General features: G+C 62.1%; 24 protein-coding genes. 13 read left to right on the top strand and 11 right to left on the bottom strand.

All coding sequences use genetic code 11. The features are described 5' to 3' along the window. From MBENS4_RS02730 to MBENS4_RS02780, 11 genes are all read right to left on the bottom strand, one after another. The gene (locus tag MBENS4_RS02730) at positions 1-270 is read right to left on the bottom strand and encodes a hypothetical protein (protein ID WP_039388605.1); all 270 of its coding nucleotides are present in this window, start codon (positions 268-270) and stop codon (positions 1-3) included. Positions 271-341: 71 nt separating this feature from the next. Further along, on the bottom strand, positions 342-695 hold the full coding sequence (locus tag MBENS4_RS02735) for a hypothetical protein (protein WP_010240464.1): 354 nt from the start codon (positions 693-695) through the stop codon (positions 342-344). Positions 696-978: 283 nt separating this feature from the next. Next, positions 979-1,386, bottom strand: a complete 408-nt coding sequence (locus MBENS4_RS02740) for a hypothetical protein (protein ID WP_039388607.1) — start codon at positions 1,384-1,386, stop codon at positions 979-981. Positions 1,387-1,400: 14 nt separating this feature from the next. Continuing rightward, the gene (locus MBENS4_RS02745) at positions 1,401-2,072 is read right to left on the bottom strand and encodes a DUF2231 domain-containing protein (protein WP_039388608.1); all 672 of its coding nucleotides are present in this window, start codon (positions 2,070-2,072) and stop codon (positions 1,401-1,403) included. 223 nt (positions 2,073-2,295) lie between these two features. After that, positions 2,296-3,027 carry a PepSY domain-containing protein gene (locus MBENS4_RS02750; protein WP_039388610.1) on the bottom strand — a complete coding sequence of 244 codons (732 nt, stop codon included), beginning with the start codon at positions 3,025-3,027 and terminating at the stop codon, positions 2,296-2,298. A gap of 27 nt (positions 3,028-3,054) precedes the next feature. Then, on the bottom strand, positions 3,055-3,573 hold the full coding sequence (locus MBENS4_RS02755) for a YybH family protein (RefSeq protein WP_082836112.1): 519 nt from the start codon (positions 3,571-3,573) through the stop codon (positions 3,055-3,057). 24 nt (positions 3,574-3,597) lie between these two features. Continuing rightward, on the bottom strand, positions 3,598-4,911 hold the full coding sequence (locus MBENS4_RS02760) for a copper resistance protein B (RefSeq protein WP_039388611.1): 1,314 nt from the start codon (positions 4,909-4,911) through the stop codon (positions 3,598-3,600). Next, positions 4,908-6,716, bottom strand: coding sequence for a copper resistance system multicopper oxidase (locus MBENS4_RS02765; RefSeq protein WP_039388613.1), 1,809 nt, complete (start codon positions 6,714-6,716; stop codon positions 4,908-4,910). The genes MBENS4_RS02760 and MBENS4_RS02765 overlap by 4 nt, the downstream gene beginning before the upstream one ends. A gap of 55 nt (positions 6,717-6,771) precedes the next feature. Continuing rightward, on the bottom strand, positions 6,772-7,332 hold the full coding sequence (locus tag MBENS4_RS02770) for an RNA polymerase sigma factor (protein WP_039388614.1): 561 nt from the start codon (positions 7,330-7,332) through the stop codon (positions 6,772-6,774). A gap of 6 nt (positions 7,333-7,338) precedes the next feature. Beyond that, entirely contained in the window at positions 7,339-7,773 is a 435-nt protein-coding gene (locus MBENS4_RS02775; RefSeq protein ID WP_008603940.1) for a Spy/CpxP family protein refolding chaperone, read from the bottom strand. Positions 7,774-7,776: 3 nt separating this feature from the next. Further along, a complete protein-coding gene (locus MBENS4_RS02780; protein ID WP_039388615.1) occupies positions 7,777-8,073 on the bottom strand; it encodes a hypothetical protein in 297 nt (98 codons plus the stop codon). Positions 8,074-8,206: 133 nt separating this feature from the next. Between MBENS4_RS02780 and MBENS4_RS02785 the strand changes: the two genes are divergently transcribed. The 13 genes from MBENS4_RS02785 to MBENS4_RS02840 all read left to right on the top strand — a co-directional run bounded on the left by MBENS4_RS02785 (position 8,207) and on the right by MBENS4_RS02840 (position 20,981). After that, complete coding sequence (locus MBENS4_RS02785) at positions 8,207-8,911, top strand: class I SAM-dependent methyltransferase (protein WP_039388616.1); 705 nt, start codon at positions 8,207-8,209, stop codon at positions 8,909-8,911. Beyond that, positions 8,908-9,372: a DUF411 domain-containing protein gene (locus MBENS4_RS02790; protein ID WP_008603937.1), complete on the top strand. Its 465-nt coding sequence runs from the start codon at positions 8,908-8,910 to the stop codon at positions 9,370-9,372. The genes MBENS4_RS02785 and MBENS4_RS02790 overlap by 4 nt, the downstream gene beginning before the upstream one ends. 286 nt (positions 9,373-9,658) lie before the next feature. Next, positions 9,659-11,011 carry an APC family permease gene (locus MBENS4_RS02795; protein WP_009823996.1) on the top strand — a complete coding sequence of 451 codons (1,353 nt, stop codon included), beginning with the start codon at positions 9,659-9,661 and terminating at the stop codon, positions 11,009-11,011. A gap of 130 nt (positions 11,012-11,141) precedes the next feature. After that, the gene (locus tag MBENS4_RS02800) at positions 11,142-11,873 is read left to right on the top strand and encodes a glutaredoxin family protein (RefSeq protein ID WP_051051475.1); all 732 of its coding nucleotides are present in this window, start codon (positions 11,142-11,144) and stop codon (positions 11,871-11,873) included. Further along, positions 11,870-12,286, top strand: coding sequence for a potassium channel family protein (locus MBENS4_RS02805; RefSeq protein WP_008603934.1), 417 nt, complete (start codon positions 11,870-11,872; stop codon positions 12,284-12,286). The genes MBENS4_RS02800 and MBENS4_RS02805 overlap by 4 nt, the downstream gene beginning before the upstream one ends. Positions 12,287-12,356: 70 nt before the next feature. Continuing rightward, positions 12,357-12,821, top strand: coding sequence for a DUF305 domain-containing protein (locus MBENS4_RS02810; protein ID WP_008603933.1), 465 nt, complete (start codon positions 12,357-12,359; stop codon positions 12,819-12,821). Next, positions 12,818-13,306, top strand: a complete 489-nt coding sequence (locus MBENS4_RS02815) for a DUF6692 family protein (protein WP_009823998.1) — start codon at positions 12,818-12,820, stop codon at positions 13,304-13,306. The genes MBENS4_RS02810 and MBENS4_RS02815 overlap by 4 nt, the downstream gene beginning before the upstream one ends. Positions 13,307-13,414: 108 nt before the next feature. Then, a complete protein-coding gene (locus tag MBENS4_RS02820; RefSeq protein ID WP_039388617.1) occupies positions 13,415-14,119 on the top strand; it encodes an NAD(P)-dependent oxidoreductase in 705 nt (234 codons plus the stop codon). A gap of 120 nt (positions 14,120-14,239) precedes the next feature. Further along, the gene (locus tag MBENS4_RS25215) at positions 14,240-14,596 is read left to right on the top strand and encodes a hypothetical protein (protein WP_144400834.1); all 357 of its coding nucleotides are present in this window, start codon (positions 14,240-14,242) and stop codon (positions 14,594-14,596) included. Positions 14,597-14,711: 115 nt separating this feature from the next. Beyond that, positions 14,712-15,947 (top strand): TolC family protein, encoded by a 1,236-nt coding sequence (locus MBENS4_RS02825; protein ID WP_039388618.1) that lies wholly within the window; start codon positions 14,712-14,714, stop codon positions 15,945-15,947. Between the two features lie 8 nt (positions 15,948-15,955). Continuing rightward, the gene (locus MBENS4_RS02830) at positions 15,956-17,452 is read left to right on the top strand and encodes an efflux RND transporter periplasmic adaptor subunit (RefSeq protein ID WP_039388619.1); all 1,497 of its coding nucleotides are present in this window, start codon (positions 15,956-15,958) and stop codon (positions 17,450-17,452) included. Next, entirely contained in the window at positions 17,449-20,607 is a 3,159-nt protein-coding gene (locus MBENS4_RS02835) for an efflux RND transporter permease subunit (RefSeq protein WP_039388620.1), read from the top strand. The genes MBENS4_RS02830 and MBENS4_RS02835 overlap by 4 nt, the downstream gene beginning before the upstream one ends. Next, on the top strand, positions 20,595-20,981 hold the full coding sequence (locus tag MBENS4_RS02840) for a copper-binding protein (RefSeq protein WP_242404751.1): 387 nt from the start codon (positions 20,595-20,597) through the stop codon (positions 20,979-20,981). Before MBENS4_RS02835 ends, MBENS4_RS02840 begins: the two co-directional genes overlap by 13 nt. Positions 20,982-21,273: the final 292 nt, after the last annotated feature.

Consider the following 21,273-nt stretch of genomic DNA (forward strand, 5'->3'; position numbering starts at 1 on the left):
TCAGCCTGCCCCATCGCCTTCCGATGCCGCCAGGAGATCCATGAAGTTGCGCGCGGCCTCCCGGTCCTCCTCGTTCTCGAAGGCCACGTCGAGGTCGGGGGCAGACCCGAGCAGGTAGAGCATGGCCCACAGGGCAAAGCGTTTTCCCCGGTCCTGCTCCAGACCGAGATCGACCTGGCATCGCTCGATCCCCGAGGCCAAGGTTTCTGCGCCAGTCGCTCCAGGATCGGCAGTGCCAAAATAGCGGATGAGAAGCGTATCGAGGTCCATCGCACTCTTTTCGGATCATCGGTCGGGCCGCAGCGAGGAAGGCCAGCATTCGTGGCCCGGTCATGCGTCGCTCAATCAGCGGTGGGTTGCTCGCGAAGCCGCCGGGCGCGCTCGACGAAATGCTCCATCTGGGTGGCGGCATGCAGGGTAAGCGGATGCGGCTTCGCATCGGCACGCGGGGATATGAATTCCGCGATTTCTTCGATTGCTGCAAGCTGATCGGCGCTGGCCTTCGACAGAAGGCCGAGCACCATGTTCTCAAGGGCGATCACCCTGATGCGCAATTGGATGATCTCGGCATCGGAAAGTGGCGGAATATCCCATTTCTCGCAATCGGCAGCGAGCGCTTCCTGCGGCCCGCAGGGCAATGCCCCGCCTTCGTCTTCCCAGCGCGACAGCGCCCCGGCTTTTCCCGTTTCCGACATATGCGGTTCCTTTCATAGCCAACGAGGCGATCGTCTGCACGCTGCTCACATAGCACAAAGCCCTACCGGGATGCGCCTGGCACGGCGACAGCGAAGCCGGGCAAACGGAACCCCGCGCGGGTTGGTCTTCACGCGGGGTTCCTGAACGACCCCTTGGGGGCACCTGCGACCCGCAGGGCTTCGGGGGGAGGCGGGGCCGTCCTTTCCTGATCTTGTGTTGTTCGTTGCGATTTCTTGCCGAGGATATCTCCTGAATTGCCGGGTCACCGGGAAACGCGTCCGATCACATACCTTCCATGTCGTGATCGGCCATCGAGGACATGTCATGGCCCGTATGGGGATCGGCGGGCGGAGTCGCCTCGCTCGCGGGTTGCGGGCGCGTTGCTGGCGCGGCGGGTGTGGCAGTTGCGCGTGAAGCGGGCGAGGCGGCGCGCCGTGAGGCGGGCGTGGCGGCATCATCTGCCGAAGTAGCGTCCTGCCGCGCGGTCGCTGCCTCACCTTCGGAGGGAGAGGCTGCCGGGTCTGCAAGACCCGCTTCAGGTGCCGTACCAGCCACCACCGCAGCTTCGCCCATAGTCGAAACCTCGGTGATCGGTGTGCTCTCCTGCGCCTCGTCGCAGGCAGCAAGAGCGGACATCAAGGGCGAGATCGCGAGAAACCCGATCGCTACATTCAATCTGGAAGTACGCATGCTCTTCAACTCCTTCAGAGCCAGGAAATACCGAGGTGGTTCGGCCCATGCGCGAGCTCGCCGCCAAGGAAGCCTTGGATGAGAACGAGCGCCGCCATGGAGAAGATCGACGCGCGCAACCAGGCGCGGCTCTGGCTCGGCCTGCTCGCGAGATAGGCCATCGCAATACCGAGAACCGCGATCAGCATACCGTTCCATCGATGCACCTGCATGACAGTGTCGCCGCCGAACCACAGCCCGGTGTGAATCCATCCGAACAGGACTGCGACCACCGCGCCGATGGCCCCGCCGTAGGCAAGCACGCGCACCGCACTTTCCAGGCCCGCTCCTTTCCGGCGCATCACGAACAATTCGGTGGCCGCAGCCATGAGAAACAAGGCGATCGGGAAATGGATCGTTGCCGGATGCAGCTTCTTCAGTACGGCCATGAGTCCGGCCTCGCCCACATCCGCATGGCCACCGGCCTCGTCATGACCTCCGCCCGCTTCGTCGTGCGCGCCGGACGACTCGCCAGCATCCGCAGTCTCGCCCATCTGCGCCATGGCCGCCTGGTCGTGCGCATCGCCATTGGTGGCAGCAGGCGCGGCGCTCGCCTGTTCGCCGTGCTTTTCGTCGCCATGAGCCTGAACGGGTCCGACGAAGAGCAGGCTTGCGGCGAGCAGCGCCAAAAATGAGGGGGCTTTCATGTCTCGTATATCTCCCGGCCCGGCAGTTGCAGTGCGACCTATGTGCCTGATACGCACGGCAGCCGCCTGCCCCTCACATTAATTTGATGGTGTTGGTGCGACAGATGTGCGTCCGCCGTATCACGTCTGCTGACGACTCGATCGCGATCGTCGAACGCATTCGGCTCCTGGCCCCGTTCGGGGCTCCTGGCCCAGTGCGCCCACGCGAATAAGCCCCATGGGCTCAGGCGAGCTTGCTCTTCTTTGCGCGGCGGCGCAGCCTCGGCATCCGGTTCGCCAGCAGGACGAAACCCGACAGGGCTATGATCGTGCCGCCAATGCCGAACAGCAGAAGCCACCAACTGTTGATGCGATCACGCTCGGTCCAGTCCATGATGTGCAGGCCCCAGATGAAATCGAACAGGCGCCATGTATCACTACGCGCCGCCCCGAGCGTGCCGCTGGCGGCATCGATGTAGAGGCGCGTCGAAGCCTCGTCAGCATAGGTGACCTGCCAGGCCGGAAAAGGGCCGCGAAACTCGGTCCCCACCGGTTCGTGAACGAGCCGCGCGCCTTCGATCGTCGTGCGCGGTCCGGTCCATGCGCGCAAGGCGATGGATCTTGCCGTCGCCGCCGAGATGGGGGAGAGTTTGCGCCCTGTCACCGGATCGTGAAGGCTCACGCTACCGTCAACCTTTCGGACCTCGGTCACGGCATCGCCGTCGAGCGAACGTGTCGTCACCGCTGCAAGAGTACCGTCGCTTGCGACCCAGGCCGGGAGCGGGGCATCGGCGGGCAGCGCCTCTCGTTCACGCGAAACGACATGTTCGGAGCGAACTTCTTCCAGGTCGAGAAACGACATGAGGGCGCCGGTTCCCATCCACAAGAGAAACTGGACACCGACGAAAATCGCCAGCCATTTGTGGATCTTGCTGCCGAGCACATGCAGGCGCAGCTTCAGCGACGGCGTTGCCAACCGGTGCTACCTCTTCGAAAGCCGTAATCAGTTGCGCGGCGCGCGCGACGAGGAATGGTACTGGACGATTCTCCACCCGTCCGCATCGTGAGCAAGCACCGATGTCGCCACGCCGTCGCGCTCGATCACCCGGCCATCGGTAAGTTCGATACGATATCCATACGTCTCATAGGCATGGGCCATATGCCCCATCCGGGTGACGGTCAGCGTGGGGTCGGTAAAGGTGAAGCTCACGATCGCGTCGAGCTCGGGTCCGAGATGATGCTCCATGTAATTGGCAAAGCTTCCTTCGGCCTTGCCATTCTCGAAGATCGCCGAGTCCTCGGCGAAGAGCGCGCGCATTGCCTGCGCGTCGCGCGCTTCAAGAGCGGTGCGATAGGCCTTGAGGGTTTCTTCAGCGCCCGCGACATCGTCCGCCGAAGCGTCCATCGCGTGCATCTGATGGTTCGCATGGGAAGAGTGGTCCATCTGCTGCGCGAAGGCTGGCAGCGGTATCAGCGTGGCAACAAGCGCAGTCGCCGCGATGCGTGTCAAAGTCTTGGTCATGGAAGTTCTATCCTTTTTGAGATTTCAGAACCAGAATCGCACACCGACGACATAATTGGTGACGCTCGGATCCTCTCCGGCGGCCCGCGCAAAATCCGCGCTGTCGCCGATGCGCCATTCCTGGGAAACGCCGACATAGGGCGCGAATTCGCGTGCGAACTCGTAGCGAAGACGCAAACCTGCCTCGATCCGATCGAGCCCGGCACCGATGCCCAGCTCGGGAATGTCCTGCGCAGAAAGCGCGAGTTCGGCCCTGGGCTGGAGGATCAACCGCTGCATGATGCGCTGATCGAGTTCGCCCTCGATACGCGCGGTCACATCGCCCTTGGTGGAGACGAAGGCCGCGGCATCGACCTCGAAGCGGTACGGCATGAGACCCTGGATACCGATAACCGCGTGCGTGCGCTCCGGACCGGTGAGGTCCTGGCGAACACCCGCCTGGAAATCGAAGAAGGGCGCAATGGCGCGACTCCAGAGCGCCTGGACCTCGGCGCCTTCTATGGGTTCGCCAAAGCTGCCCTCACCCTCGGACTTGAACCAGAATTTGTCGATGTCGCCGCCATAATATCCCTGGATGTCCCACAGATATCCATCCTTCCCCTCGCGGGCGCGGTATTCGAGCCGGTCGCCCTGAAACCAGAAGCGCATTCCTCCGTCGGTCTCGCGGACAAGCTCGCGGCGCGCTTCGTTCATGGCTTCCTCGCCCCAGATGGCGACCGCCGCGCGCGCGGGGCCGCTCCCTGCTTCTGGAGGAGGCGGCAGCAGCGGGATATCATCGTCCGCGCCCATCTGCATCGCCGAATGGTCCATGCCCTGCCTGTCCTGCGAAGGCGTCTCCCCATGGTTCATCTGGCTGTGATCCATCTGCCCATGGTCCATCGACGAACTGGCCTCCGCCTGACCCATCTCGCCGTGATTCATCTGCGAATGATCCATCGCGCCTTCGGCGGGCTTGCCCTGCGGCATCGAGCCGTGATCCATTCCTTCATGACTTTCGGGCGATGCCTGTGGACGGGCAGCGTCCACAGGCATTGTCATGCCAGAATGGCCATCCTGAGCGGTCATCGCACCATGATCCATGGTTGAGTGATCCATCTGCGAGCGGTCCATGGCGGCTTCAGGTTGAGCAGCCGGTTCGCATGCTCCATCTGCAACCGGATGCCCCATCGCGCGATGGCGCTCGGCTTCTTGCTCGCACTTTGTCTTCGCGTCAGCCTGCGCCTCGGCGCTTTGCTGCGGCTCCGCCGGCGAATGACCGGCATGCTGCGCCGCCGCGGGGGAGGCGAGAACTGAGCCGGCTGCGACCGATGCGAGCAGGCTGACAATACGAATTTTCATGCTTCGCTCCCGTCGGGATTGGCGACCGTGACGATCTGAAACATCCCGGCATGCATGTGGTAGAGAAGGTGACAGTGGAAGGCCCAGTCGCCCGGCTCGTCCGCCGTCAGGTCGAACTGCGCGCTGCCACCCGGCTGCAGGATTACCGTGTGCTTGAGCGGTTGACGATCGGCCGGCGCGCCATTGACCAGCTCGAAGAAATGACCGTGCAAGTGAATGGGGTGCGCCATCATCGTGTCGTTGACGAGCTTCACGCGCACGCGCTCGTTATAGGCGAAACGGATCGGCTCGTCTGAGACGGCGGAGAACTTCTTGCCGTCGAACGACCACATGTAGCGCTCCATATTGCCGGTCAGATGAATTTCCATTCGCCGGGACGGCGTGCGGCCCTCGCGGTGTGGAGTCAGAGCGCGCAGCTTGCGATAGTCGAGCGTACGATGCGGCACATCGGCGAGACCGATGCCGGGATCGCCCATGCGGTCGACCGGGTTCATCGAGACCATGTCGAGACCGGGCCCGACCTTCACATCGGGCGGCAGAAGCGACGTGTCGCGCATCTGCATCCCCGACATGCCGGCCATGCCTGCCATCTCGGATTGGCCGGACGAACCATGATCCATCCCCGCCATGTCGCCGCCACTTCCGTGGTCCATGCCCGACATGCCGGCATCGCCAGACGAGCCGTGGTCCATGCCGCTCATGCCCATGTCGGCCATGGTCAGAAGCGGCGGATCGCGCAGCGGCGGAATGGCGGCGCGAGCGCCGGGTGCGCTCGCGAGTGTGGCAATACCCATGCCCGAGCGGTCCATCGACTCCGCGACCAGCGTGTAGGCTTGTTGCGCGCCCGGCGTCACGACGACGTCGTAAGTCTCGGCCACACCGATCTGGAACTCGTCGACCTCCACCGGCTCGACGTTCTGCCCGTCCGCCTGAACGATGGTCATCGGCAGGCCGGGAATGCGAATATTGAAGAAGGTCATGGCGCCGGCATTGATGAAGCGCAGCCGCACGCGTTCGCCCGGGCGGAAGAGGTATTCCAGATTGTCGAGCGGGCCATGGCCGTTCAGAAGATAGGTATAAGCCGCGCTCGACACGTCGAGGATGTCCGTCGGCATCATGCGCATTTTCGCCCACATCCGGCGATCCTCGCCCGAAAGCGGGTAATCGTCGGTCCAGGTGTTCTGGTTGTAGTTGAAGTAGCCTTCGCCCTTCTTGAGCTTGTCGAAAATCGTGTGGGGCGACATTTCGCTGAATTCGCTCAGCACCACGATATATTCGCGGTCGGCCTGAACCGGATCGGGTCCGGCGGGATCGACCACGATCGCGCCGTAATGCCCGGCCTGTTCCTGCAGGCCGCTATGCGAGTGCCACCAGTAAGTGCCCGATTGGCGAACCGGAAACTCGGCGGTGAAGGTCTCTCCCGGTTTGACACCGGGGAAGCTCACGCCGGGCACTCCATCGAGCTGAAACGGCACGAGCAGACCGTGCCAGTGGATCGAAGTATCTTCCTCGAGCTGGTTATGGACATTGAGCCGGACGGTCGTGCCTTCCTGCAATCGCAACAGCGGACCGGGGATAGTGCCGTTGACGGCGATCGCTCCCCCGCGCCTGTTACCGGTCGCGAAGGCCGATCGGGCAACGGTGAGGTCGATATTGGGGCCGGATACCTCGTCCAGCCCCTTGCGGGCGTTACCTGCGAGGATGTCCGCGCCGCGTGCCCAAGCAGGCATCGCCCCGGCAAGGCCGAGCAGACCCATTCCTCCTGCTCCGGCTCCGAGAAACTTGCGTCGATTGACGGCGATCATAAAGGGCTCCTGACTTGGCGTTTACCGTTACTTACGCGCGCGCCCACCCAACCCCTCAAAGTTTTTCGAAGCGCTCCTTCAGCCTGTTGCGCGCGCGGTATACGCGGGTTTCGATCGCCTTTTCGGTCGTTCCGAGAAGATCGGCCGCCTCGGCCTGGCTACGCCCCTCGATGGTCACGAGCACGATGGCTTCGCGCAGCCTTACAGGCATTCGCGCGATCTCGGCCTGAACGAGATTGAGCTCTTCCCTGGAAACGGCCGACGTTTCAGGACCCGGCAAATCGTCGGCGATGGAATGGAGTTCGGCATCGCCTGACAGTCCGAAAAAGCCCGCGACCTTGCGCCTGCGCAAACGGTCCCGGCAGCGGTTGAGGACGACGGTTGTCAGATAGGGTCCGATCGGCTTGTCCGGATCGAGCCGATGGCGCGTCAGCCACACCGAAGCGAGGCTGTCCTGAACAACGTCCTCCGCCTGAGAAGGAGAGGAAAGCATGCGTGTCGCGAGCGCGAGAAGCCGACCGGTTTCATGCTCGACGAGCTTGCTGAAAGCCCGCTTGTTACCGGCCCTCACCTGCGAGACAAGAGCCTCATCCGGATTGTCGCCCGCCCCCGACATGGCGCTTCAGTCGCGTGGGTCGCGGGTCAGGGCGTCGGAGACCTTGCGATCGAACTGGCGTTGCTGCTCGGGTTCGAGAATTTCACGCATGTCGAAGACATGCCGTACCGTTGCTTTCTGCAGATCGCCCATACGCGCATGCACCTCGTCGATCGCGGCCGAAACCTCGGGACCGTACTCGTGCTCATTTTCCATCGCCTGGGCGAGCCGGGCATTGGCTGCGCGCGCCGATCCTTCGAGCCGTGCCCTTTCGACAGCGAAACGGGCCTCGAGCGCATCGAGACGCTGCTCCTGGTCGGCCGTCAGGGTGAGCTCGTCGTGCACGAAATCGTGAAGGCCGGAGCCTGCCTCGTGATTGGCCCAGCGGTCCGCGGCAATCGCGCCGAGGCATCCTGCGAGCGCTGCGAGAAGCACCGCGAGAACGATATGTGTCGTCTTCAAACCCTATTGCTCCACATGGAGGAGTGCCGATGGGGACAGCTGTTCGCCGAGGATAAGACTCTCGCCCAGTGGCGCGGAAGACGTGCCATAGCCGCCGGGCCAACCGCTCGTTCCGGCGCCAGCTCCAAGCCCGACGACGAACAGACCGACGAACAGAGCCGTCCGGCGGCGTCGGTCGGCGATTTCGCCAAGCTGTCCGGCGCGCTGCCAAACGCCATCCATGAAGTCGGCGGGGACCTCGCTGGTGCCGGTGGCGGAAAGGGTTCCGAGCACCGCATCAAGAGAGTGATTGTCACGCATCCGAAAAACTCCTGTGGGTTGCACGTGTCCTATACGCGCTCGCCTGCACAATCCCTTAAACTTCTTTTTTTGAGGGAATGTCCACCACCATACGTAATCGAGACGGGTCTGTCAGAATCGGGTCGAAACCGGGATGAATGGAAACCAACCCGTGAGCAATATCACCGCACCTGAAGATCACGGCGAATTTACGCCTCTTCTTGGCAAGAGCTTTCTGACGCCGCTTTACGACCGGGCGATCGGTCTGTTCACCCGCGAACATCTCTGGCGCCAAAGGATTGTCGAAGAGCTGCACCTTGTCCCCGGCGACCGGGTGATCGATGTTGGCAGCGGAACCGGCACTCTTCTCAAGGCCTTGATGACGGATTGTCCGGAAGCGGGTCTGATCGGTGTCGAACCCGACCCGGATGCGCTCGCGCTTGCGCGGCGCAAGTTTGGCGCGGGAGCCGATCTCGTGAAATGGCACAATGGCTTTCTCGAAAGCCTCAAGCTACCCGCAGGGTGGCAGCCGAACAAGATCGTCAGCAGCCTCGTCCTGCACCAGGTCCCCTTGCGCAAGAAGCAGACAATCCTGGAAACCATCGAAAGCTTGCTCGTGCCAGGCGGAACCGTGTTGATCTCCGATTATATGAAGCAGGATAGCCCACTCATGCGGAGCCTCTTCCGGGCGACCGTCCAGTCTCTTGACGGCATAAGCGACACGCAGCCCAGCGCCGACGGCGAAGTCGAAAAACTGTTCGCCGAAATCTTCACCGAGCCATGCCTGCTCCAACGGTTCCCGACGGCAACCGGGACGATCTCGCTATGGCGCGGATACAAGAAAGGAATTGCACAATGAATTTGAAAAAGCCTTCGCTGCTCCGGCGATCGATTAGCGGCGCGGCCTTGCTCGTGCTGGCAGCCTGTTCGAACGTGGCTCAGGCAGCGACCTATACGATGTTCCGGGATCCAGGATGTGGGTGCTGTCTCAACTGGGCAGGCCATGTCGAAGACGGGATGAACACGAAGGTGGCATCGGTCGACAGCAACGACATGGCGGCGATCAAGACCGCGCGGGGCGTACCCCAAGAGTTATGGTCATGCCATACGATGGAGGTCGATGGATACATCATCGAAGGTCACGTGCCTGCAGAAGCCGTCGCCAAGCTTTTGCGCGAACGGCCCGCCGGCGTTGCCGGCCTCGCGGTTCCGGGAATGCCTCTGGGATCGCCCGGCATGGAGGCCGGAAACCGGATCCAGCCTTACGACGTCATCGCCTTTGGCCCAACCGGACAGAGCGTCTTCGCGTCCTTTCCGTAAGGGTGTGAAGCCACTCCATGCGTCGGCATGAAAGGTTGCAGGCGATGAGGACTAATTGCGGGAAGCGACACAGAAGCCTGTCGAACTTCTCGCCGGGTCCGGGCTGGCTGCCCCCACAGTCCCGGACCCTTCCAATTTGTATGATTGCAGCACGCACGAAATAGGAGAAATGCGATAGTCAAAAGCTCGGTCAGAAATGCTGGATCTTTTTAAGGGGTGAACCTCTGCCCAACGTACTGCTTGTCGTGATGCTTCTCGGACGGGATGACATAGACAGGGGAAAGACTTGCAGACAGATGGCGACGATCAACATAGCGAGAATGCGGGCTCGATAACGTTGCTGGGCGGTGTCGCGATGGGGACCGGCGTCATGATTGGCGCAGGTATCTTCGCACTGACCGGCCAGATTGCCGAACTGGCTGGACCGTTATTTCCGCTTTCTTTCATAGTCGGCGCGCTGGTTACCTCGCTTGCCGCCTACAGCTACATCAAGATGTCGAACCGCTGGCCCTCCTCTGGCGGCATCGCGATGATCCTTCAGAAGGCTTACGGACCGGGCGTCGTTGCAGCATCGGCATCGCTCCTGATGGCGCTGTCGATGGTCATCAACGAAAGCCTGGTCGCTCGGACCTTCGCGACCTATGCCTTGCGGCCCTTTGGGCTCGAAAGCAGCGGCATTCTGGTCTCCGTCGCGGCACTGGCCCTCATCGTTTTCGCCTATTTCGTGAATGCTGCCGGCAACAAATCGGTCAGCGGGTTTTCGCTCATTATGTCGGCAATCAAGATCGGCGGCATCGCCCTGTTCGCAATTGCGGCGATCTGGGCCACCGGATTTTCAGGCGGTGCCTTCGCAGAGCCGGTCGCGCTTTCGGGCCTCGACGCGTTGCTCGCTTCGGTCGCTTTCTCGATCCTCGCTTTCAAGGGTTTCACCACCATCACCAACAGCGGCGGCGAAATCATCGATCCGCATCGGAATGTCGGCAGAACCATTATCATTTCGATCGCAGTATGCGTGGTCGTCTACCTTCTCGTCGCGGTGGCGGTCGGCGCCAGCCTCAGCACTTCAGAAATAGCCGAGGCGCGCGATTACTCTCTTGCGGCAGCTGCGCGCCCCGCGCTCGGAGAGCTTGGCTTCTATTTCACAGTCGCAATCGCGATCGCAGCCACGACCTCGGGTGTCATCGCCAGTGTTTTCGCCGTTTCGCGAATGCTGACGATGCTGACCGAGATGAAGATGATCCCGCATAGCCATTTCGGCATGAGCGGACCGATCCGCAGTCACATGCTGGTCTATACCGTAGTGATTGCCGGCACGCTCGCGGTCCTGTTCGATCTGTCGCGGATCGCTTCGCTCGGAGCATTTTTCTATCTCGTAATGGACATGCTTGTGCATTGGGGCGTGCTGCGCGGTTTGCGGGAAGAGATCGGTGCGCGTGCCTGGGTGCTATGGTCGGCACTCGTGGCGGACAGCGTAGTCCTGACAGCTTTTGCCTTCGCCAAGCTCAAAACCGACCCTGCGGTCGTCGCCTATGCGGTCGCAGGCATTGCCGCCGTTTTCATCGCCGAATGGTTCTATTTGTCCAGGCGTTCGCAAGCGATGGACTCCGCTTCAGAAAGACCGGCGGAAGAGAGGCGGTGACCCCGTTAGTAGAACACGAGCGCAAAGGCAGCGACCAAAAGCCGACGAGGATCGAGGCGCCAAGTTCGCGGATCAAAAGAAATTCAAGACGGAGCATATCGTGACGACTAAAACTGCCACCGTTTACCGAATGGTCATGCCGGACCACGTTTGTCCGTATGGATTGAAAACGGTCGATTTGCTCAAACGCGAAGGTTTCGAGGTGGACGACCACCATTTGAAAACGCGCGAGGAGACCGATGCGTTCAAAGAGCAGCATGGGGTAGAAACCACCCCCCAAACCTTCATCGGCGGGAAGCGCATCGGAGGTTACGACGATGTCCGTGAGCATGTCGGCAAGAAAAGAACGCAAGCCGGTGATGACGAGACCAGCTACCAGCCCGTCATTGCCATTTTCGGCGTCGCTTTCCTCCTGGGTCTGGCAATTAGCTGGTACGTTTTCGACACGATTTTCACGGTGGAAGCGGTCGAATGGTTTGTCAGCCTATCGATGGCCTTGCTCGCGATCCAGAAGTTGCAGGACGTGCGCAGCTTCTCGACCATGTTCCTCAACTACGATCTGCTGGCGCGACGCTGGGTACGATATGGATTTCTATATCCGTTCGGTGAGGGTTTGGCTGGAATATTAATGGTCGCGCACGCGCTTCCGATCGTCTCGGTTCCGGTATCGCTGTTCATAGGGACGGTCGGCGCGGTCAGCGTGTTCAAGGCGGTCTACATCGACAAGCGCGAGTTGAAATGCGCTTGCGTCGGCGGAGGCAGCAACGTGCCGCTCGGCTTCGTATCGTTGACCGAGAACCTGTTCATGATCGGTATGGGTCTTTGGATGGGTGCCAAGGCCCTGGGTTGGGTCTCGTTATGATTTGGGCACTGCTTCTCGGTTTCGCCCTGTTCGCGATCTCTCTCTACTTCCACATGTTGATGCTGCGCGGGGCGAAAGCCGTTTCTCCGCCAGGCAAGGACCCACGCCATTTCCGGCTGCTTGCAGGCTCCAGCCTCGTTCTTCTCAGCCATCTGGTCATCGCCGGCATATTCGCGGGCGGAATGTATCTCGCTTCCGTCTGGGGCCTTGGCGGGCTCGAGAAGGACGTCATCAACAGCTGGATGGATTATTACTACTTCGCGCTGATCACGATCTCGACGGTCGGTCTCGGCGATATTCTGCCCGCCGGGCACATGCGCGCCATTTCCGGCATCGCCGCCCTTACCGGGTTCCTGATGATCAGTTGCACCGCCCAATATGTCTATCAAACCATGAGCGAAAAGGAGAATTGATATGGCTGAAGCTAGGCGCGATGCACACGAAAAAGGTGGAGGGGGCGGCAACTACTGGCGGTTCATGGCAATGGTATCGACCTCGACCGTGATCATGTTCTTCCTGATGTATGCCAACAGCTTCGACATGGACGACGTTTTCTGGAGCGAGACGCGCTTCTGGATGATGTTCGTCATGGGCGCGATGATGATGGTGGTCATGCTTCTCTTCATGTGGGGCATGTACAAGGACCGGACCAAGAACTTCATCATCTTGGGTGTCGGAGCCGTCGTCTTCGCGCTCGCGCTATGGCTCGTACGCAGCCAGACCACGGTGGACGATACCGAATACATGGCCGCGATGATCCCGCACCACTCGATCGCGATCATGACTAGCGAGAGGGCGAGCCTGAAGGATCCGCGGGTTCGCGAACTCGCGCAGGCCATCATCGTCGCGCAGCGGCGCGAGATCGCCGAGATGAAATATCTCATCCAGGACATCGAGGAAAACGGTCCGCGCACCGAAGAACGCCTGCCCGAGGAGATGCAGCAATGAACAAGATCGCAATCCTGACGCTTGCAGCCCTCCCTCTGGCGGCCTGCAACACCAATACCGCGGTCGGCAATGATCGCGAAGCACAGCTCGATCCCCCGGCAACTGCGGCGCCGATAGAGAGTGCTGCGAGCGCTCTTGCCAACCTCAGCCCCGGCCTCATGCTGCCCGAGACCATGAGCGACGCGGACCTCGCCACGCTGGGAGCCGAGAACACGTGTCAGTTTCGCCTGACTGAGGTCGCGTTTCCGTCGTTCGTCTACGACAACAGCGGTGGCGGCGCGATCAAGATCAACGGCAAGCTGATCCCTGTCACAGCAAGCGCCTCGGGTGAGTATGCGAATGGTGAGCTTCGTATCCGCACGCGCCTTCTCGATGACGAAGGAGACGCGGGCCTGCAGATGCAGGAACTCATCGTCGCCGGACCTCGGATGAAGGACGAGTTCGGGTTCTGGGGGTACACGACCTGCGGCAACAGCGAGGCGTGAACACGAGCGAGCGGGCGCCAGCGTGCGTCGGCGCCCGCTCCATGATCACGACGGGCCCGGCACGCGCGGCCAGATTCATAATGAGGTACGACAGTGGCAGCTGAGCCTGTGACCGATGCAGCACCCATTGCGGTCTTCGGTGCCGGAGGAAAGACCGGTACGGAAATACTGCGCCATGCGGTTCGCAAGGGCATCGCGGTTCGAGCGTTCGAGCACACCTTGCCCGAACCATCGGACCGGGTCGATAACGTCGAGTACTTCCAATGCGATGTACTCAATGACGACTTCAGCAGCGAGCTCGAAGGTTGCCGTGCTGTTATTTCCGCACTCGGTATAGGGTTTAGTCCATCGACGGCGATCGATCCGCCTCCGCTTTACACGGAGGGAACCCGCAGGCTGGTGGAAGCGATGTCGGCAACCGGCATTTCCCGGATCGTCGTGATATCGGCAGCGTTCGTAGAGGCGCAGCCCAGCGTTCCTGCATGGTTCGAGCTCACAGCAAGACCAGCCTTGCACAAAATTCTCGCACAGATGCGCGCAATGGAAGATCTTCTGGAGCGCGCGAAAGGCCTGGAATGGACGGCTGCGCGACCGGGCTGGCTCCTGGACGAACCCTATACCGGTGAAGCCGTCATTTCCGACGAGCGCCTTGCCGAAGGTTGCTTTCGCTGCCGGCACGCGGATCTTGCGGCAGCGATGCTCGAATTCGTCTGCGAGAACACCTGGGTCAACGCCAAGCCCGCAATAGCCCGCCCAGAAGAAGACCGCTTCGAAAGCATGACAGCGCTGAAAGCCGAACTGGGAATCGACTGAGGAGGAGGCGGCATGTTCGAGACACGTACGGCGACAATCGGGAGGGGTCACGATAATTTTGAGACTCTCCGCAGGCTGCATGACCTTGTCTTAAAAGCGGCAAAGCTCTAGGTGAGTGTGATGCGAGCCTTGCGTACCCTAGGACTGTTATTGATCGCCTGCGGGCTATTCGTCCAGTCGGCCGCGCATGCTTCTGCTCTTCCTCAGGTCGTCGACGCAGGCGATCCGGCCTGCGCAGAGATGGAAACGATGGCGGGCGCGACTTCCACGGAAGATGACGGCAGCGCACCTTGCAAGAACCTTCGGCTGGATTGTCTGGTGGCGCTCGGGTGCATTGCGCCGCTCGCTCCCGGCGCTGATGCGACCCTTTCCGAAGACTTACCGGCGCAGGCTGCTCAATTCAGCGGTTTGATCTCCAATTCGCTCGCCGCCCCAAGGCTGGGGCCAGAACCGCCACCTCCGCAATTTCCGGCATGACCCGCGTGCAGGCTTAAGCCTGCGCGCTCCTGCCTCTGGATGAACGGCCTGCGCTCGACGCGGGCCGGTGATCCGGAACGCGTGCCTGACGCGCTCCTTTTGCGGATGAACGATCATGAAACGAATAAGCTGGACCGCGCTTCCGGTCCTGCTGGCCCTTGCGCCGGCGAGTAATGCCCAGTCGGTGGGCTATGAGGAAGCTTTACGAGCAGCAACGAGCGACCAGCCGCAGGTTCGAACAAGCGAGCTGCGACTGGACGCCCGGCGCGAGATCGCCGACGCTGCCGATGAACTGCCAGACCCGCGCCTACGCGCGGGCATCCAGAACCTGCCGCTAAGCGGGCCGGCTGCATTCGAGCTGAATCGCCAGCTCCCAACGCAGATCCAAGTCGGCATCGAACAGGAGATCCCCAATCTCGCGAAACGTCGGGCCCGGTTTGGAATGGCGGACGCCGACATCGATCTTGCCGCAGCACAGTTGCGTCAAACCCGTTACAGGGTGCGCCTCGGAGCAGGAATGGCATGGATCTCGTTGGCTTATGCCCAACGGGCTCTGACCGTCGCCGACGATGCACTCGCTGAAATCGAGGGGCTCGTACCACTCGCCCGCAGTTCTGTCGCCGCCGGTTCGGCCAGGCCCGCCGAAAGTCTGGAAGTACGCCGTGCCGTGCTCGAAGTCGCAGACATGCGGACCAGGATCGAAGCCGACCGAGAGGCCGCTCAGGCCATGCTGTCGCGCTATACGGCTCTGCCGAACGCTACCGCGACCGGAACCATCCCTTCGGCCGATCTCGATCCCGAAGGTTTGCGGGCCATGCTCCAAAGCAATCCGGAGCTTGTCGTGGCGCTTGCGCAGGTCCGCCAAGCGGAAGCGAGAAGCGATCTTGCGCGATCGGAAAGGCGTCCGGATTTCGGCGTCAATGTGAGCTATGGACGGCGCGATCCCGATTTTGGCGATGCGATCTCGGTGATGGGTTCGATCACGCTCCCGATTTTCGCGGACCGGCGCCAAAACCCGCGTATAGCCGCCGCCGAAGCCGAGGCGGCTGCGGCACAGTCGGCCAGAGCCGACCGGCTGCGTGAACTCGAAGCCCGGTTCGAAACCGATCTCGCGGCATGGCGCAGCGCTTATCGACAATGGCAGCGCGCGACCGACGAATTGCTTCCCCTTGCCGAAAGCCGCGTGGACCTCGAGCGCGCGAGCTTTGCCGCGGGCCGCGCGGAACTGCTCGACGTCATCGACGCCATCAAAACGCTCGCCGTGCTGCGGGTGGACATTCTGCAACGCGAGGAAGCGACCGTCGAAGCCGCCGCGAACCTGCGACTGACCTATGGGGAGTATGGCCGATGAGAGCCGCAATGGGAGCCGCGTGGGACAGGCTGTCGCCGCGCCAGAAATCCTGGACGATGGCAGGCACGGTCGCGCTCATCAGTCTTGCCGCCGGCTATGGTCTCTCGCAGCTCGGCGAAGGCCAGGGTGGTGCAGGCGACGCGGGCGGCGGTGCGACCGAATGCGAGGAGGTCCTTTACTGGTACGACCCGATGGTGCCGGGGCAGCACTTCGACGAGCCGGGCAATTCGCCCTTCATGGATATGCAGCTGGTGCCCAAGTGCGCGGGCGAGGAGGCCACTGCAGGCGTCAGGATAGATCCCGGCCTGGTGCAGAATTTCGGCATCCGCACCACTGAAGCCGAGTACGGCGTCCTCGAGCCGGAAATAACCGTCACAGGCGTTCTGGCCTACAACGAACGCGACGTCGCGATCGTCCAGCCACGTGCCGGAGGCTATGTACAAAGAACCTACGGCCGCGCGCCCGACGATGTCGTTGGACGGGGCGCGCCGCTCGCGGATATCCTGGTTCCCGAATGGGGCGGAGCGCAGCAGGAGTATCTGGCCGTCCTGAACAGCGGTGATGAAGAACTTGCGCAGGCCATGCGCGAACGCATGCGCCTTTTGGGCATGCCTCCAGGCCTGATCTCATCGGTAGGGCGCAATGGACGTCCGCAGTCCACGATCACCGTTACCGCGCCGATTGGAGGTGCCATCACATCGCTCGGCGTGCGTCCGGGAATGACAGTCATGGCCGGACAGACGCTCGCCGAGATAACCGGTTTCTCACCGATCTGGCTCGAAGCCGCGGTGCCTGAAACGCAGGCGGCGAATGTACGCGTCGGGCAACCTGTCAGCGCGACGCTGACCGCATTCCCCGAGGAACGCTTCTCCGGACCCATTGTCGCTATCCTGCCGAGCGCGGAGGATGCAAGCCGTACGATCACCGTTCGTGCGCAACTGCCCAATGCATCCGGTCGCCTCAAGCCGGGCATGTTCGCACAGGTCTCGCTGACCCCGGACACACGCCGCGCGCTGCTGGTGCCGTCCGAAGCCGTTATCAGGACCGGACGTCGAACCATCGTGATGGTGAAGCAGGACGAGGGCGGTTTCATGCCCGCCGAGGTCCGGATCGGCCGCGAAGCGGGTGGCAGGACCGAGGTTCTGGCCGGTCTGTCGGCCGGCGAACAGGTCGTGACATCGGGTCAGTTCCTGCTCGATTCCGAAGCAAGCCTTACCGGACTGGACGTCCGTCCGGTCGATCAGGCAGATGACGCTTCCACCGGCGGCGAGGACGAACCAGCGACCTTCGGTGCCACCGGCACGATCCAGTCGATCGCCAATGGTTCGGTGACGCTGCGGCATGGTCCTGTGCCCCGGCTCGATTGGCCCGCGATGACCATGACCTTCCGCACGAAGAGCGCGGCGCAAATGCGCGGGCTCGAGACGGGAGACAGGGTGCGCTTCACCTTCACCCAGCAGGATGCCGGCCCCCGGATCGAGTCTATCACGAGGGCCGGACAATGATTGCTCGGATAATTGATGCCTCGATCGCCAACCGCCTGTTTATCGTTCTCGCCGCCGTCGCGGTAACGCTGGCCGGTTTCTGGGCGGTGCGCACGACGCCGGTCGACGCGTTGCCCGATCTGTCCGATGTGCAGGTTGTGGTCCGGTCAAACTATCCGGGGCAGGCCCCCCGGATCGCCGAGGACCAAGTCACCTACCCCCTGGCAACGACCATGCTTTCGGTGCCGGGGGCGAAAACCGTCCGCGGCTACTCGATGTTCGGCGACAGCTATGTCTATATCATCTTCGAGGACGGTACCGACCTCTACTGGGCGCGATCGCGTGTGCTCGAATATCTCAACCAGGTGCAGGTCCGCCTGCCCGATGGCGTGACGAGCACGCTCGGCCCCGATGCCACCGGGGTAGGGTGGATCTACGAATATGCGCTGATCGATCGCAGCGGCGGACACGACCTTGCCGGACTGCGCAGCCTGCAGGACTGGTTCCTGCGCTACGAACTCAAGACAATCCCCGGCATTGCCGAGGTCGCCAGCGTCGGAGGAATGGTCAAGCAATACCAGGTCGTGCTCGAGCCTTACCGGATGGCCTCGCTCGGCGTGACTCACGCCGAGATCGTGAGCGCAATCCAGTCCGCCAACCAGGAAGCGGGCGGCTCGATCGTCGAGATGGGCGAAGCCGAATATATGGTCCGTGCCTCGGGTTATCTCGGCGACCTCGACGATTTCAGGGCGATCCCGCTGCGCGCGGTGAGCGGCGGCGTTCCGGTCACGCTGGGCGACGTAGCGACGATCCAGGTCGGCCCCGAACTGCGCCGAGGCATCGCCGAGCTCAATGGCGAAGGCGAGGTTGCCGGCGGCATCATCGTCCTGCGCCAGGGTGCGGATGCAAGAAGCGCAATACAGGCCGTCGAACAGAAACTCGACGACTTGCAGGCAAGCCTTCCCGAAGGCGTCGAGATCGTCACGACCTACGATCGCTCTCAGCTCATCGATGCGTCTATAGAGAACCTCACCACGAAGCTCATCGAAGAGTTTATCGTCGTGGCGCTCGTATGCGCGCTGTTCCTCTGGCACGCGCGCTCGGCACTTGTCGCCATCATCACCCTGCCTTTGGGCGTGCTCGCGGCCTTCATCGTGATGCGCATCCAGGGCGTCAATGCCAACATCATGTCGCTGGGTGGAATAGCCATCGCGGTCGGTGCGATGGTCGATGCCGCCGTCGTCATGATTGAGAACGCGCACAAGCATCTCGAGCGATGGGAACACGAGAATCCCGATACCGTGCTCGCGGTGAAGGAACGCTGGCGGATCATCGCCGATGCATCGAAGGAAGTGGGACCGGCGTTGTTCTTCAGTCTGCTGATCATTACGCTGTCGTTCCTACCGGTCTTCACCCTGCAGGCGCAGGAAGGGCGGTTGTTCGCTCCGCTCGCTTTCACCAAGACCTATGCCATGGCGGCCGCGGCCATTCTGTCGGTAACGCTGGTGCCGGTAATGATGGGATGGCTGATCCGTGGGAAGATCCCTTCGGAGGATTCCAATTTTCTCAACCGCTGGCTGACGAAAATCTATCGTCCGGGGCTCGACTGGGTCATGCGGCGCCCAAAGGCAACGCTGGTGATCGCGGCGCTGATCTTCCTGACCACCGCGATCCCCTTCACCCGGCTTGGCGGCGAGTTCCTCCCGCCGCTCGATGAAGGCGATTTGCTTTATATGCCGAGCGCGCTGCCCGGCCTCTCCCCCGGCGAGGCTTCGGCGCTGCTGCAGCGCACCGATCGCCTGATCAAGTCGGTCCCCGAGGTGGAAACGGTGTTCGGCAAGGCGGGGCGCGCCGATACAGCGACGGATCCGGCTCCCCTGACGATGTTCGAAACGACGATCCGCTTCAAGCCGCGCGAGGAGTGGCGCGAGGGAATGACGCCCGATCTGCTGGTCGAGGAACTTGACCGGGTCGTTCAGGTGCCGGGCCTCGCCAATGTCTGGGTGCCGCCGATCCGCAACCGGATCGACATGCTCGCGACCGGGATCAAGAGCCCGATCGGGGTCAAGGTTTCAGGCGACGATCTCGATCAACTCGAACGCGTTGCACTCGATGTGGAGCGTATCGCCAAGACCGTGCCTGGCGTGAGTTCCGCCCTGGCCGAGCGGCTGTCGGGCGGTCGGTATGTCGATGTCGATATCGACCGGATGGCGGCCGCGCGATACGGGCTCAACATTGCCGACATCCAGCAGATCGTCTCTGGTGCAGTTGGCGGTGCCAATGTCGCACGGACCGTCGAGGGGCTGGCGCGCTATCCGATCAATGTGCGCTATCCCCGCGAAATCAGGGACAGCGTCGAGGAACTCAGGGCCTTGCCGGTTCTGACGCCGTCCGGCCAACAGATCACGCTTGGCACTGTCGCCCGTATCGCCGTCAGCGACGGTCCGCCCATGCTCAAGAGCGAACAGGGCCGACTGACCAGCTACATCTACGTCGACGTCCGGGGCCGCGATCTTACTTCGGTGGTCGCCGATCTGCAGGAGGTCGTCGCCGCGGGTGTCGATCTTCCTGCCGGCGTCAGCCTGTCCTATGCGGGCCAGTTCGAATATCTGACGCGCGCATATGAGCGACTGAAGGTCGTGGTTCCCGCGACGCTCGCGATCATTTTCCTGCTGCTATATCTCATTTTCCGGCGCTGGGACGAAGCCTTGCTGATCATGGGCACGCTGCCCTTCGCGCTGACGGGCGGATACTGGTTGCTCTATCTGATGGGCTACAACCAGTCGGTGGCGACTGCGGTCGGTTTCATCGCGCTTGCCGGCGTCTCCGCCGAATTCGGCGTAGTGATGCTGATCTACCTGAAAGCCGCACTGGAGCGGCGACGCGGTGATCTGAGCGCCGAAGAAGTAGACGAGGCCATCCGGGAAGGCGCGCTCCTGCGCGTGCGGCCCAAGGCGATGACCGTCGCAGTCATCCTTGCGGGTCTCTTTCCGATCCTGATCGGCACCGGCGCGGGCTCGGAAGTCATGAGCCGCATCGCCGCGCCGATGGTTGGCGGCATGATCACCGCCCCGCTCCTGTCCATGTTCCTGCTTCCCGCCGCCTATCTGTTGTTGCGGCGCCCCCGTCCGGAAAAACCGGCCAACCCTCAAGGAGAAGAAGAATGCGTACCCTAACCTACATGATCCTGCTCGCGGCACCGCTGGCGCTTGCAGCCTGCGACGCTGCAGACGACAGCTCAGAGACCATGATGTCAGACGACATGGCGAACTCGGACAGCATGCCCATGTCAGGCGAAATGCCGATGGCGGAGGAGACCGGCGGCGAGCAGAGCGCCAGCGCGGAGGGAACGGTTACAGCCATCGATTCCGAGGCGGGCACGGTGACCATCGAGCATGGTCCGGTCGAAAGTATCGGATGGCCCGCGATGACCATGGCCTTCGAAGCCGACGCGCAAATCCTCGAACAGGTCAGTGTCGGTGAGGGAATAGCCTTTGAATTTCGTACTGGAACCGAAGGCAGCGTCGTTACCTCGGTAACGCCGCGATAGCATGAAGGGTGGGAGGCGCTCGGTTGCGCCGGTGCCTCCCACGCAAAAACAGGTGAATATGCCCGATATCGACAGGCCCAACTTTCAGGATCGGCGCGATTTCATGAAGAGCGCCGGTCTCGCGGCGACGGGTTTCGCGGCGCTGCCGCTGCTGGGCTGCGATACGCAAAGCAGGATGTCGCTCGATCGATCAGGTGCAAGCAAACCTCTTGCCATACCTCGGCTACAGGCCGGAACGATCGAACGGGGCGAGCGTGTCTTTCGCCTCTCCCTCACACCTGGCGAGAAAGAT

The organism is Novosphingobium sp. MBES04 (genome assembly GCF_000813185.1).
GTDB lineage: Bacteria > Pseudomonadota > Alphaproteobacteria > Sphingomonadales > Sphingomonadaceae > Novosphingobium > Novosphingobium decolorationis.

Excerpts from the sequence above, each read along its gene's own strand:
- MBENS4_RS02730 (WP_039388605.1), bottom strand. The coding sequence starts at position 270 with ATGGACCTCGATACGCTTCTCATCCGCTATTTTGGCACTGCCGATCCT.
- MBENS4_RS02735 (WP_010240464.1), bottom strand. The coding sequence starts at position 695 with ATGTCGGAAACGGGAAAAGCCGGGGCGCTGTCGCGCTGGGAAGACGAA.
- MBENS4_RS02740 (WP_039388607.1), bottom strand. The coding sequence starts at position 1,386 with ATGCGTACTTCCAGATTGAATGTAGCGATCGGGTTTCTCGCGATCTCG.
- MBENS4_RS02745 (WP_039388608.1), bottom strand. The coding sequence starts at position 2,072 with ATGAAAGCCCCCTCATTTTTGGCGCTGCTCGCCGCAAGCCTGCTCTTC.
- MBENS4_RS02755 (WP_082836112.1), bottom strand. The coding sequence starts at position 3,573 with ATGACCAAGACTTTGACACGCATCGCGGCGACTGCGCTTGTTGCCACG.
- MBENS4_RS02760 (WP_039388611.1), bottom strand. The coding sequence starts at position 4,911 with ATGAAAATTCGTATTGTCAGCCTGCTCGCATCGGTCGCAGCCGGCTCA.
- MBENS4_RS02765 (WP_039388613.1), bottom strand. The coding sequence starts at position 6,716 with ATGATCGCCGTCAATCGACGCAAGTTTCTCGGAGCCGGAGCAGGAGGA.
- MBENS4_RS02770 (WP_039388614.1), bottom strand. The coding sequence starts at position 7,332 with ATGTCGGGGGCGGGCGACAATCCGGATGAGGCTCTTGTCTCGCAGGTG.
- MBENS4_RS02780 (WP_039388615.1), bottom strand. The coding sequence starts at position 8,073 with ATGCGTGACAATCACTCTCTTGATGCGGTGCTCGGAACCCTTTCCGCC.
- MBENS4_RS02785 (WP_039388616.1), top strand. The coding sequence starts at position 8,207 with ATGAATGGAAACCAACCCGTGAGCAATATCACCGCACCTGAAGATCAC.
- MBENS4_RS02790 (WP_008603937.1), top strand. The coding sequence starts at position 8,908 with ATGAATTTGAAAAAGCCTTCGCTGCTCCGGCGATCGATTAGCGGCGCG.
- MBENS4_RS02800 (WP_051051475.1), top strand. The coding sequence starts at position 11,142 with ATGGTCATGCCGGACCACGTTTGTCCGTATGGATTGAAAACGGTCGAT.
- MBENS4_RS02805 (WP_008603934.1), top strand. The coding sequence starts at position 11,870 with ATGATTTGGGCACTGCTTCTCGGTTTCGCCCTGTTCGCGATCTCTCTC.
- MBENS4_RS02810 (WP_008603933.1), top strand. The coding sequence starts at position 12,357 with ATGGTATCGACCTCGACCGTGATCATGTTCTTCCTGATGTATGCCAAC.
- MBENS4_RS02815 (WP_009823998.1), top strand. The coding sequence starts at position 12,818 with ATGAACAAGATCGCAATCCTGACGCTTGCAGCCCTCCCTCTGGCGGCC.
- MBENS4_RS25215 (WP_144400834.1), top strand. The coding sequence starts at position 14,240 with ATGCGAGCCTTGCGTACCCTAGGACTGTTATTGATCGCCTGCGGGCTA.
- MBENS4_RS02825 (WP_039388618.1), top strand. The coding sequence starts at position 14,712 with ATGAAACGAATAAGCTGGACCGCGCTTCCGGTCCTGCTGGCCCTTGCG.
- MBENS4_RS02830 (WP_039388619.1), top strand. The coding sequence starts at position 15,956 with ATGGGAGCCGCGTGGGACAGGCTGTCGCCGCGCCAGAAATCCTGGACG.
- MBENS4_RS02835 (WP_039388620.1), top strand. The coding sequence starts at position 17,449 with ATGATTGCTCGGATAATTGATGCCTCGATCGCCAACCGCCTGTTTATC.
- MBENS4_RS02840 (WP_242404751.1), top strand. The coding sequence starts at position 20,595 with ATGCGTACCCTAACCTACATGATCCTGCTCGCGGCACCGCTGGCGCTT.